Genomic DNA, 11,374 nt, shown 5'->3' on the forward strand with positions numbered 1-11,374 from the left:
ATACGGTTATATCTGTATTTACACTAGCCAGTGCAGCGGGTGTAACATTGCATGAAGCTGCTAAAATAGCAAATACTGCAGCAGGTGTAGTAGTAGGAAAAATGGGAACATCAACAGTTACAACTGAAGAGATTTTAGAGTTTTATAATAGAATTTATAATGAGTGGAAGTAGGTAGTATTTATGTTGAGAATTGGAAATGGTTATGATGTTCATAGATTGGTAGAGGGAAGAAAATTAATTTTAGGTGGGGTAGAGATACCTCACCTGAAAGGTGTCTTAGGTCATTCAGATGGAGATGTATTGATTCATGCTATAATGGATGCTCTTTTAGGAGCTTTAGCTTTAGGAGATATAGGTCAACATTTTCCAGATACATCAAATGAATATAAAGATATAGATAGTATGATACTTTTAGAAAGGGTTTTTAGTTTAATTAAAGAAAGAGGATATAGAATTATAAATTTAGATTGTATAATTGTTGCTCAAAACCCTAAATTAAAACCTTATTTAGATGAAATGAGAGATAAAGTTTCTAAAGTGTTAGAAACAGAAATTTCAAATATAAGTATAAAAGCTACTACAGAAGAGAAACTAGGATTTACAGGCAATGAAGAAGGAATAAAATCTTATTGTGTTGTTCTTTTACAAAAAAAATAAAAAATATAAAAAAATAGTTGCGTTAGTGAATAGATTGTGCTATACTAGTGTTGTCTTCAAGGAAGCATAGCTCAGTTGGGAGAGCACCTGCCTTACAAGCAGGGGGTCACTGGTTCAAGTCCAGTTGTTTCCACCATATAATGGGGGTGTAGCTCAGTTGGTTAGAGCGCATGCCTGTCACGCATGAGGTCGCGAGTTCGACCCTCGTCACTCCCGCCATTATTGCCCAGATAGCTCAGTCGGTAGAGCAGGGGACTGAAAATCCCCGTGTCGGTGGTTCGATTCCGCCTCTGGGCACCATTCAATTTTATAGAAGGCGACGTCGCCAAGTGGTAAGGCAGAGGTCTGCAAAATCTCTATTCACCAGTTCAAATCTGGTCGTCGCCTCCAAAATAAGAATCTTAAACAGCTTTAGGGCTGTTTTTTTTTATTCTTTGTGCTATAATTGAAAAAAAATTAACCATAAAGAGGTAGTGTATGAAGAAAATAATTGTGATATACTTTACACTGATAGCATTAGCATATGGACAAGGAAAAGAACTTATATTCGAAGATGTTCCTAAAAATCATTGGGCATACAAAGCGATTCAAAATCTTGTAAATGAAGGAGTAATATCAGAGGAAAGTTTTTTGTTTAAAGGAGAGTTTCCAGTTTCAAGGTATAGTTTTGCAGAAGAATTAAATAGAACTTTTAATACATTGAATGAAAAAAAAGCTAATAGAGGTGATTTAGTTATTTTAGAAAGTTTAGTTTATGAATTTTCTAGAGAACTAACAAAAATTGGCTTTGATACAGATTTATTTAATGGAAAAATAGAAAATATGAGAGTTGATATTGAAGTGATTCGACAAAAAAATGATGAAACTCAAAAACAAGTAAATGAATTACGAAAAAGAATAGAAGTTTTAGAAAAAAATGTAGGTATCTAATTAATATGGAGGTTATATATTATGAAAAAGTTATCATTTGATTATTCAAATGCACTAGGATTTTTTAAAGAGGATGAATTATCGTTAATGGAAGCTCAATGTAAACTTGCTACAGAAACTTTAATGAATGGAGTAGGAGCAGGAAATGATTTTTTAGGTTGGATTGATTTACCAACTAACTATGATAAAGTAGAGTTTAATAGAATAAAAGATGCGGCAGAAAAAATAAAAAATGATTCAGAAGTTTTAATAGTTATAGGTATTGGAGGTTCTTATTTAGGAGCTAGAGCAGCTATTGAATTTTTATCGCATACTTTTTATAATAACCAACCTAAATCAAAAAGAAAAGGACCTGAGATTTATTTTGCAGGACAAAATATTTCAGGAAAATATATAAGTGATTTATTAGAAATAATTGGAGATAGGGATTATTCTATTAATGTTATTTCAAAATCAGGAACAACAACAGAACCAGCTATTGCTTTTAGAGTATTTAAAAAGCATTTAGAGGAAAAATATGGTGTTGAAGCTGCAAGAAAAAGAATATATGCAACAACAGATGCAAGTAAAGGTGCACTTAAAAAGTTAGCAACAGATGAAGGGTATGAAACATTTGTTGTACCTGATAATGTGGGAGGAAGATTTTCTGTTTTAACAGCAGTTGGGTTATTACCAATTGCAGCAGCAGGAATTAATATAGATGAGTTAATGGCTGGAGCAAGAGATGCTCAAGAGGATTATAAAACTCCTTATGAAAACAATGATTGTTTAAAATATGCAACAATAAGAAATATTTTAAATAGAAAAGGTAAAGATGTAGAGATGTTAATTAACTATGAACCAAGATTACATTATATTGGGGAGTGGTGGAAGCAGTTATTTGGAGAATCAGAAGGAAAAGATGGAAAAGGATTATTACCTGCAGCAGCAGATTTTTCAACAGATTTACACTCTATGGGACAATTTATACAAGATGGTAAAAGAATTTTAATAGAGACATTAGTAAATATAGAAACACCTGAATGTGACGTAATAATAGAAGCTGATAAGTTAGATTTAGATGGATTAAACTATTTAGCAGGAAAAGGAATGGATTTTGTAAATAAAAAAGCAGCTCAAGGAACAGTTTTAGCTCACGTAGATGGAGGAGTTCCTAATTTAATAATAAACTTACCAGAAGCTACACCATATCACTTAGGATATATGTTCTATTTCTTTGAAAAAGCTTGTGGGGTAAGTGGATATTTACTTGGAGTAAATCCATTTGATCAACCAGGAGTAGAAGCCTATAAAGCCAACATGTTTGCTTTATTAGGAAAAAAAGGATTTGAAAAACAGGCTGAGGAATTGAACAAGAGATTGAATAAATAGTTAAAAAATAAAGAAGCTCAAAAAATAAAATGAGCTTCTTTTTAATTTACAAATATATTAAATTGTCTTAAATCTTTATTGATAGTAAAAGGAGCACTTTTATATCCTAGGCTAGGAACTCTAAAATAAGCTTTTTCGTAGTTTAAAATATCTCTAAATTCAAAAAGTCCATCTTTAGAAGTTCTTAATGAAGCAATAATTTTATTGTTACTTCCATTAATCAATTCTAGCTCCACTTCTTTTAAATAATTATTTCCCTGAACTAAAGCTCCAGATATATAAAATGTTTTAGCTTCAAGAACGATTGAAATATCATTAATAAATTTTTCATTTTGAATTAACATGGAAACACCATTTCCATAAAAACCAGGTTTTTGAGCAAAAATAGATGTTAATCCAACATGTCCTTGAAAAAAGAAAATTCCATTTGTATTTGTATTTATATCTAAGAGATTTTCTCCAATTTTAACTTTAACTTGAGCATCTTTAATGGGTTCACCAAAATTATTTATAACTTTACCGTAAATCGAAATTTTATTATCAGTCATATTTAAAATTAAGTTTTTAGGTGGGTTAAAGATATAATCAACAAAAAAGTTATCACCAACAAGTGATGTATATCCATCCTTTTTAACAGTAACTCTATATTTATTTTCAGGTAATTCTATGGAGAATTCTCCATTAATATCACTTTTTATACATTTAACTTGGTTAGAACTATTGAAAAAACATACAGTAGCATCTCCTAATCTAAACTCTTTATCAGTAACAAAACCAGAAATGGTAATAGTTTTATTTTGTGCTAAAACACTAAGTGAAATTACAAAGATAAAACATAGAAAAAGTCTAAATCTCATAGAACCTCCGTTGCATTAATGTTATATTTAATTATATCACTTTTTTGATTTTATATGCTATAATTATTAATAAAAATAAATTTTTTATAGAAGGTGATTTTAGTTGGTAGATGATATAATAAACGAAAGAGAAAAAGCAAAGTTACACTTCTTAAAAACTCAAACAGAAAAGCTAATTTATTTAGGAGAGTTTAAAGAAAATATTTTAGCTGCTTTGGAAAAACAAGAGATTGAAAGAAATTTAATTCATAATGAAATAAAAGAAGCTATGAAGGATACAAAAGCTGTTTTACTAAAGATTAGAAGAGATATTCCTTTTGATTCAATTAAACCATATATAGATGAAGCTGAAAAAATAGGACTTAGATATACACTTGTAGACGATATTACTTTTAGAGGAAATATTGGATTAGTTGTTGTTTCTCAAGATCCTTTAGATAATGAAAATAAAGATGTTGTATTGGAAAGTGCAACTAAAATATATACAGATGCTGGATTAAGTGAAGCTTTTATATATGGCGAAGGACATAAAATATGTCCAAAACATTATAAAGAATTAAAAGCAAAACTACCAGAACGATTGGATAAATTTCAAGAGATGAATTTTTTTGATAGATTATTTGGAAAGGTTTGCCCAATAGACAGATTTGACAAAAAGGAGAGATAGCATGAGCGTAGAGGCATTTAAAATAATAGGTGGAAAAAAAATAAGTGGAGAGTTAAGAGTAGAAGGAGCAAAAAATGCGGCTTTACCAATATTTGTAGCTACATTAATTGAAAAAGGAACTTATATATTAAATAATGTTCCAAACTTAAGGGATATAGTTACTCTTGTTCAACTTTTAGAAAGCTTAGGACTTGAAATTGAAAAGATAGGAGAGCATTCATATAAAGTAGTTAATAATGGACTAAAATCACTTGTTGCATCGTATGATTTAGTAAAAAAAATGAGAGCGTCTTTTTTAGTTATGGGACCAATGTTAGCTCATGAGAAAAAAGCAAAAGTATCATTACCTGGAGGATGTGCAATAGGTTCAAGACCAGTTGACCTACATTTAAAGGGATTTGAAGCGTTAGGTGTTGAGATAAAGATAGATCATGGATATGTTGAAGGAGAAGCCAAAGAACTTATAGGTGGAAAGGTTGTATTTGATTTTCCAAGTGTTGGAGCAACAGAAAATGTTATCATGGCAGCAGTAAAAGCAAAAGGAAAAACAATTATTGAGAACGCAGCAAGAGAGCCTGAAATAGATGATCTTTGTAATTTTTTAAATAAAATGGGAGCAAAAATAGAGGGAGTTGGAAGTGGAAGATTAGAGATTCAAGGAGTAGAGGAACTATTTCCTTGTGAGTATTCAATAATTCCAGATAGAATAGTAGCGGGAACTTTTGTAGTAGCATCACTTATGTTTGATGGAGCTATAACTGTAAAAGGTGTTATAAGAGACCATATAGAAAGTTTTATATCAAAACTTGAGGAGATGGGAGCTGAGTTTGATATTGATGGAGATGTTTTAACAACAAAAACTAAGTTAAAAGATTTAAAAGCTGTTAAAGCTACAACAATGCCACATCCAGGGTTTCCTACAGATTTACAGTCTCCGATGATGACACTAATGTGTTTAGTGAAGGGAACAAGTGAAATAAAAGAAACAATATTTGAAAATAGATTTATGCATGTCCCTGAATTAAATAGAATGGGAGCAAACATTTCAACAGATGCTAATATAGCAAGAATTGATGGAATAGAAGTATTTTCATCAGCGGAAGTTATGGCTAGTGATTTAAGAGCAGGAGCTTCTTTAATATTAGCTGGATTACTTGCAAATGGAGAAACTATAGTAAACAGAATTTATCATGTAGATAGAGGGTATGAAAACCTAGAGATAAAGTTAAAAGCGCTAGGTGCAGATATAGAAAGAATAAAAGTAGAAATATAAAAGGGTGAGAAAATGGAAAAAGTAATAGGAATAAATCCTGTAATAGAGTTGTTACAAAATAAATCTAACAATATCGAAAAAATTGAAATATTTAAAGGAATGAGAGAAGAGAAATTAGGTAAATTAAAAGCTTTAGCTTCAGCTAGAAATATAAAGTTATTTCAAGTTGGAAAAAAAGAGGAAAACTCACAAGGTGTAGTAGCATATTTAAATGACTACGACTATTATATTGAGTTAGGAGAGTTTTTAGAAAAGATAGCTAGAGATGAAAAATCAATAGTTTTAATTCTAGACGGAGTTCAAGACCCAAGAAATTTTGGAGCTATAATTAGAAGTGCTGAAATATTTGGGGTAAAAGGAATTATAATTCCAGAAAGAAATTCGGTTAAAATAAACGAAACTGTTATTAAGACATCAACTGGAGCTATTGAACATGTTGATATAGTAAAAGTGACAAATATATCTGATGCAATAGAAAAGTTAAAAAAGTTAGATTTCTGGATTTATGGTGCTGAAGGATCAGGAAGTAAGTATTATCATGAAGAGAAATATCCTAATAAAACAGCTCTTGTATTAGGTAGTGAAGGTGAAGGAATAAGAAAGAAAGTAAAAGAAAACTGTGATATTTTAGTTAAAATACCAATGCATGGAAAAATCAACTCATTAAACGTTTCTGTAGCTGGAGGAATAATACTTTCTGAGATAGCAAAAAATTTATATTAAATAAATAAACCTGTGGAAGTACAGGTTTTTTTATGCTATATTATGAGATAAAATTAAAGTTAATGGGGTGAAGAGATGAGAGAATATAATTTTAGCCAAATTGAAGAAAAATGGCAACAAAAGTGGAAAGAAGAAAATATATTTAAAACTGAAAATAAAGTTGAAGGAAAAGAAAACTACTATGTTTTAGAGATGCTACCATATCCATCTGGAAAACTGCATGTGGGTCACGCTAGAAACTACACAATTGGAGATGTTATAGCAAGATATAAAAGAATGAAAGGGTATAATGTACTACATCCAATGGGATGGGATTCGTTTGGATTACCTGCAGAGAATGCTGCAATTCAAAATGGTGCACACCCAGCGTTATGGACAAAATCAAATATAGATAATATGAATAGACAATTAAAAATGATGGGGTTATCGTACGATTGGGATAGAGAAATAGCTACTTATACTCCTGAGTATTATAGATGGAATCAATGGATATTTAAAAAAATGTTTGAGATGGGGTTAGTTTATAAGAAAAAATCAACTGTAAACTGGTGTCCAGATTGTCAAACTGTTTTAGCAAATGAACAAGTTGAAGATGGAATGTGCTGGAGACACTCTAAAACTCCTGTTATTCAAAAAGATTTAGAGCAATGGTTCTTTAAAATAACAGATTATGCAGAGGAACTATTAGAGGGACATAAAGAACTAGCTGGTGGATGGCCAGAAAAAGTTTTAACAATGCAAAAAAACTGGATTGGAAAATCTTTTGGAACAGAAGTAAACTTTAAGTTGGTTGAAAAAGATGAAAATCTACCAGTATTTACAACAAGAGTTGATACACTATTTGGTGTTACTTATGCTGTGATTGCTCCAGAGCATCCATTAGTGGATGAAATTATGAAAACTAATTCAAGTATAAAAGAAGCTGTGTCTACAATGAAAAATACTGATATGATTGAAAGAACAGCTGAAGGAAAAGAGAAAAATGGTATTAATACAGGTTGGCATGTAATAAATCCTATAAATGGAGAAAAAGTTGAGCTATGGATAGCTGACTATGTATTAATGAACTATGGAACTGGAGCTGTTATGGCTGTACCAGCTCATGATGAAAGAGATTTTGCTTTTGCTAAAAAGTATAATTTACCAATAAAAGTTGTAATTAACCCAATAGATAAAGAAACAAAAAAGGAAATTGCAATAGTAGCGTCAGAGATGAAGAATGCTTTTGTTGGTTCTGGAGTAATGACTAATTCTGAAGAGTTCAATGGAATATCGTCAAAAGAAGCTCTAGTTAAAATAGCAGAGTGTGTAGAAGAAAAAGGATTTGGAGAAAGAACAACAAAATATAGACTGAAAGATTGGGGAGTTTCAAGACAAAGATATTGGGGAACACCAATTCCAGCTTTATACTGTGAAAAGTGTGGAGTAGTTATGGAAAAAGATGAGAATCTTCCAGTACTATTACCAACAGATGTAGAATTCACAGGAAATGGAAATCCTTTAGAAACATCAGAAAGTTACAAGCATTCAATATGTCCTTGTTGTGGTGGACCTGCAAGAAGAGATACTGATACTATGGATACATTTGTAGATTCTTCTTGGTATTTTTTAAGATATTGTGATCCTAAAAACACAAACTTACCATTTGAAAAGGATATTGTTGATGGATGGGTTCCTGTAGATCAATATATAGGTGGAATAGAGCATGCTGTAATGCACTTATTATATTCAAGATTCTTCTCAAAAGTTTTAAGAGATATGGGATTATTGTCATCAAATGAGCCTTTTAAGAGATTATTAACTCAAGGAATGGTATTAGGACCATCATATTATTCAGCAAATGAAAATAGATTCTTATATCCAGACGAGGTTGAAATGAAGGGAACTCAAGCCTTCTTAAAGACTACTGGTGAAGAGGTACAAGTTAAAGTTGAAAAAATGTCAAAATCGAAAAATAATGGTGTAGATCCAGAAATTATGATAAATAAATATGGAGCAGATACAACTAGATTATTTATAATGTTCGCTGCACCACCTGAGAGAGAGTTAGAGTGGAATGAAAATGGATTAGCAGGAGCGGCAAGATTTTTAAATAAAATTTGGAGATTAGTTCTTGAAAATAAAGAATATTTAGCAGATTCAACAGTGATTGATTACACAAAATTAAGTAAAGAGGATAAAGGATTAGTTAGAAAATTACATCAAACAATCAAAAAGGTAACTGAGTCAATTGAAGCTGATTATCATTTTAATACTTCAATAGCAGCAACGATGGAGCTATTGAATGAGATGCAAGACTTTAGGACTCAAATTTTAGGAACAGATAAAGAAACATCAGAATCTAAAAAAATATTTAGAGAATCGATGGTTAATGTTGTTATTATGTTATCACCATTTACTCCTCACTTCTGTGATGAATTATGGCAAGAGATGGGAAATAAAGGTATGTTATTCTTAGAATCATGGCCAACTCATAAGGAAGAATTAACTGTAGCAGATGAAATATCTATAGCTGTTCAAGTTAATGGAAAATTAAGAGGAACTTTAGAAGTGGAAAGAACTATTTCTAAAGATGAGTTAGAGAAAAAGGCATTGGAAATAGAAAATGTTAAGAAGTTTATTGAAGAACAAACAGTTATAAAAATAATAGTTGTTCCAGGTAAAATTGTAAATATTGTAGTAAAATAAATTTAAGAAAAAAGGAGAGCATGAAAAACTCTCCTTTTTTTATTAAAATTTTACTTTTTAAATTTATCCCAAAAACTTGGTTTTTGGGCATTTTTCATTCTTTTTTCTTCAGCTTGTTCTCTGTGATAATTTGACCAGTTTGGATTATTTTTCATATTAGTTTTCATTTGTTTCATATAATTATAAGTAGATTTTGTATTTTTATATTTTGTTATAAAGTTATTTTTTATATCAACAAAAGTTTGAATAATTCCTTGAAAAAAACCAATAAATTTTTGAATTATTTTTCTATACCAAGTAAATTTATAGATTTCTTTACAATTTGGACATCTATATTTTGCAACTTTATCCATTATTTTCATTTTCTCTTTACACTTAGGACAAGTGATAACAATTTTTTTCATATTTAAAAAGCCTCCAATGTTATTTATAAATTCTATTAATGAGTTCATTATATATTTGTTCGTAATTAAATTCTTTTTCATTCCAAATCTCTTGAGATTTTATTCCTTGAGAGATTAGCATATATAAACCATTTTCAAAAGATTTTCCTAACTCTTTAGCATATTTTAAAAATAGAGTCTCTTTAGGATTATATATTAGATCCAAAACAAAATCAAAATTTTGTACGATATTTTTCTTAACTGGTGAGACGTTAATATTAGGGGTAGTCCCAATAGGAGTGGCATTTATAAGTAAATAGCCAGAAGTTTTTTCTAAATCATCGTATGAAAGTAAAAATACATTTTTTAATTCATTTTCTGCATTAATAATATTTCTAGAAACAACATAGACAATAGCCCCAGAATCTAAAAGTGCTTTAATACAAGCTTTTGCTGCTCCACCAGTACCTAAAATAACAACTTTTTTATTTTTTAAAGTCAATCCCATTTTTTCAAATGTTTTTATAAGTCCAAAATAATCAGTATTGTAGGCAATAAGTTTTTCTTTTTCAAACTTTATACAATTGGCAGCTCCAATAGCTTGAACTTCTGGAGATAAAATATCTATAAATTTTAAAATAGATGTTTTATATGGAGTTGTAACATTAATTCCTAAAATACTTTTTTGTTTTAAAACTTCTAAAAATTCTTTAATCTCATTTTCGTTGTTTAAATCATAGATTTCATATTGTGCATTTATATTGTATAGTTCAAAAATTTTATTATGTAAGGTTGGTGAGAATGTATAAGAAATATTTTTTCCTAATAAACCAAATTTTTTCATAAAATCACCTCATATTATAATTATAGTATTATTTTTTCTAATAAACAATGATATTATAATACTAAAAGTATTGTAAAGATAGTTGTAGCGGAGGAAATTATGGTTGATTTAAAAAATTTAGTTAAATTTAAATTATTTAAAGAGATAGATGAAAAAGAATTAGATAAATTATTTCAAAAAATAAAGTGTGAAATAAAACAGTTTAAGAAAAATGATATACTATTTTTTAGAGATGAAAAAGTAGATGGATTATCTATAATTATTAAGGGTCTTTTAAGTGCTGAAATGTTAAAAGAAAATGGAGATGTACAAAAAATTGAAAATTTATCAAATGGAGATATTTTAGGTTCGGCCTTTATATTTGGAAAGGAGAATAATTTACCCGTTGATTTAATCGTTTTAGAAGAGGGAGAGTTATTACATATAGATAAAAATAATCTATTAAAAGCATTTAATGCCAATGAAAAATTTTTAATAAATTTTCTTAATGAAATTTCAGATAAAACACAATTTTTATCAAATAAAGTATGGAAAAGTTTTAATAATAAAACAATAAAAGAAAAAATGTTGGATTATATATTAGAAAATACACAAAATAATAAAGTTATTTTTAAACATTCTATTAAAGAGTTAGCTGAATTATTTGGTGTAAGTAGGCCATCTTTATCTAGAGTTATTAGCGAATTTGTTGAGGAAGAAATTTTAAGAAGAGATGGAAAAAATAAATTCGTTTTAAATAAAGAAAAAATTTAAATAAAAAAATAAAAAAAGTGTTGACAGAATACAAATATTGTGGTAATATACTTCTTGTAGCGGGAACAACCGCCACGGTAAAAATCAAAGGACATTAACAACCGAATAGAGAAAATAGTCAGAAGTTATGAAAATAACAAAACGCCAGAAATGGCAAACCAATAAATGGTGTAAACGTAAGTCTTAGGACTTTAAATATATTTGAATGAAGAGTTTGATCCTGGCT

11 protein-coding genes, 4 tRNA genes and 1 pseudogene are annotated in these 11,374 nt (G+C 29.4%); 13 read left to right on the forward strand and 3 right to left on the reverse strand.

Going from position 1 to position 11,374, the window contains the following annotated elements; translation table 11 throughout:
• The 8 genes and pseudogenes from ACRC8M_RS06405 to ACRC8M_RS06440 all read left to right on the forward strand — a co-directional run.
• Positions 1 to 173: pseudogene (locus ACRC8M_RS06405) on the forward strand (D-glycero-beta-D-manno-heptose-7-phosphate kinase); the annotation flags it as partial.
• Between the two features lie 9 nt (positions 174 to 182).
• A complete protein-coding gene (gene ispF, locus ACRC8M_RS06410) occupies positions 183 to 659 on the forward strand; it encodes a 2-C-methyl-D-erythritol 2,4-cyclodiphosphate synthase (RefSeq protein ID WP_438528375.1) in 477 nt (158 codons plus the stop codon).
• Between the two features lie 60 nt (positions 660 to 719).
• A tRNA-Val gene (locus ACRC8M_RS06415) sits at positions 720 to 795 on the forward strand.
• A gap of 6 nt (positions 796 to 801) precedes the next feature.
• Positions 802 to 878 (forward strand) — tRNA-Asp (locus ACRC8M_RS06420).
• Positions 879 to 883: 5 nt separating this feature from the next.
• Positions 884 to 959, forward strand: a tRNA-Phe gene (locus ACRC8M_RS06425).
• A 15-nt stretch (positions 960 to 974) separates the two neighbouring features.
• A tRNA-Cys gene (locus ACRC8M_RS06430) sits at positions 975 to 1,049 on the forward strand.
• An 87-nt stretch (positions 1,050 to 1,136) separates the two neighbouring features.
• Positions 1,137 to 1,589: an S-layer homology domain-containing protein gene (locus tag ACRC8M_RS06435; protein ID WP_438528376.1), complete on the forward strand. Its 453-nt coding sequence runs from the start codon at positions 1,137 to 1,139 to the stop codon at positions 1,587 to 1,589.
• Between the two features lie 21 nt (positions 1,590 to 1,610).
• Entirely contained in the window at positions 1,611 to 2,960 is a 1,350-nt protein-coding gene (locus ACRC8M_RS06440; RefSeq protein WP_438528377.1) for a glucose-6-phosphate isomerase, read from the forward strand.
• Positions 2,961 to 3,001: 41 nt separating this feature from the next.
• On the opposite strand, the gene ACRC8M_RS06445 is transcribed toward ACRC8M_RS06440, so the two are convergent.
• On the reverse strand, positions 3,002 to 3,817 hold the full coding sequence (locus ACRC8M_RS06445) for a carboxypeptidase-like regulatory domain-containing protein (protein WP_438528378.1): 816 nt from the start codon (positions 3,815 to 3,817) through the stop codon (positions 3,002 to 3,004).
• 103 nt (positions 3,818 to 3,920) lie between these two features.
• On the opposite strand from ACRC8M_RS06445, the gene ACRC8M_RS06450 reads away from it, so the two are divergent.
• The 4 genes from ACRC8M_RS06450 (at position 3,921) to leuS (ending at position 9,168) form a co-directional block, all read left to right on the forward strand.
• Positions 3,921 to 4,484 carry a DUF1694 domain-containing protein gene (locus ACRC8M_RS06450; protein WP_438528379.1) on the forward strand — a complete coding sequence of 188 codons (564 nt, stop codon included), beginning with the start codon at positions 3,921 to 3,923 and terminating at the stop codon, positions 4,482 to 4,484.
• A gap of 1 nt (position 4,485) precedes the next feature.
• Complete coding sequence (gene murA, locus ACRC8M_RS06455; protein ID WP_438528380.1) at positions 4,486 to 5,757, forward strand: UDP-N-acetylglucosamine 1-carboxyvinyltransferase; 1,272 nt, start codon at positions 4,486 to 4,488, stop codon at positions 5,755 to 5,757.
• 12 nt (positions 5,758 to 5,769) lie between these two features.
• Positions 5,770 to 6,480 (forward strand): 23S rRNA (guanosine(2251)-2'-O)-methyltransferase RlmB, encoded by a 711-nt coding sequence (rlmB, locus tag ACRC8M_RS06460; protein ID WP_438528381.1) that lies wholly within the window; start codon positions 5,770 to 5,772, stop codon positions 6,478 to 6,480.
• A 75-nt stretch (positions 6,481 to 6,555) separates the two neighbouring features.
• A complete protein-coding gene (leuS, locus tag ACRC8M_RS06465) occupies positions 6,556 to 9,168 on the forward strand; it encodes a leucine--tRNA ligase (protein ID WP_438528382.1) in 2,613 nt (870 codons plus the stop codon).
• 50 nt (positions 9,169 to 9,218) lie between these two features.
• On the opposite strand, the gene ACRC8M_RS06470 is transcribed toward leuS, so the two are convergent.
• Both ACRC8M_RS06470 and aroE read right to left on the reverse strand, forming a co-directional pair.
• Positions 9,219 to 9,572: a zf-TFIIB domain-containing protein gene (locus ACRC8M_RS06470; RefSeq protein ID WP_438528383.1), complete on the reverse strand. Its 354-nt coding sequence runs from the start codon at positions 9,570 to 9,572 to the stop codon at positions 9,219 to 9,221.
• A 19-nt stretch (positions 9,573 to 9,591) separates the two neighbouring features.
• Entirely contained in the window at positions 9,592 to 10,395 is an 804-nt protein-coding gene (gene aroE, locus ACRC8M_RS06475) for a shikimate dehydrogenase (RefSeq protein ID WP_438528384.1), read from the reverse strand.
• Between the two features lie 99 nt (positions 10,396 to 10,494).
• Between aroE and ACRC8M_RS06480 the strand changes: the two genes are divergently transcribed.
• A complete protein-coding gene (locus ACRC8M_RS06480) occupies positions 10,495 to 11,148 on the forward strand; it encodes a Crp/Fnr family transcriptional regulator (RefSeq protein ID WP_438528385.1) in 654 nt (217 codons plus the stop codon).
• The last annotated feature ends 226 nt before the right edge of the window (positions 11,149 to 11,374 follow it).

This window comes from Cetobacterium sp., from assembly GCF_051653945.1.
Taxonomy (GTDB): Bacteria; Fusobacteriota; Fusobacteriia; order Fusobacteriales; family Fusobacteriaceae; genus Cetobacterium_A.

Bases quoted from the DNA above. Each gene is read 5' to 3' on its own strand.
- ispF (WP_438528375.1), top strand. From the start codon at position 183: ATGTTGAGAATTGGAAATGGTTATGATGTTCATAGATTGGTAGAGGGA.
- ACRC8M_RS06435 (WP_438528376.1), top strand. From the start codon at position 1,137: ATGAAGAAAATAATTGTGATATACTTTACACTGATAGCATTAGCATAT.
- ACRC8M_RS06440 (WP_438528377.1), top strand. From the start codon at position 1,611: ATGAAAAAGTTATCATTTGATTATTCAAATGCACTAGGATTTTTTAAA.
- ACRC8M_RS06445 (WP_438528378.1), bottom strand. From the start codon at position 3,817: ATGAGATTTAGACTTTTTCTATGTTTTATCTTTGTAATTTCACTTAGT.
- murA (WP_438528380.1), top strand. From the start codon at position 4,486: ATGAGCGTAGAGGCATTTAAAATAATAGGTGGAAAAAAAATAAGTGGA.
- rlmB (WP_438528381.1), top strand. From the start codon at position 5,770: ATGGAAAAAGTAATAGGAATAAATCCTGTAATAGAGTTGTTACAAAAT.
- leuS (WP_438528382.1), top strand. From the start codon at position 6,556: ATGAGAGAATATAATTTTAGCCAAATTGAAGAAAAATGGCAACAAAAG.
- ACRC8M_RS06470 (WP_438528383.1), bottom strand. From the start codon at position 9,572: ATGAAAAAAATTGTTATCACTTGTCCTAAGTGTAAAGAGAAAATGAAA.
- aroE (WP_438528384.1), bottom strand. From the start codon at position 10,395: ATGAAAAAATTTGGTTTATTAGGAAAAAATATTTCTTATACATTCTCA.
- ACRC8M_RS06480 (WP_438528385.1), top strand. From the start codon at position 10,495: ATGGTTGATTTAAAAAATTTAGTTAAATTTAAATTATTTAAAGAGATA.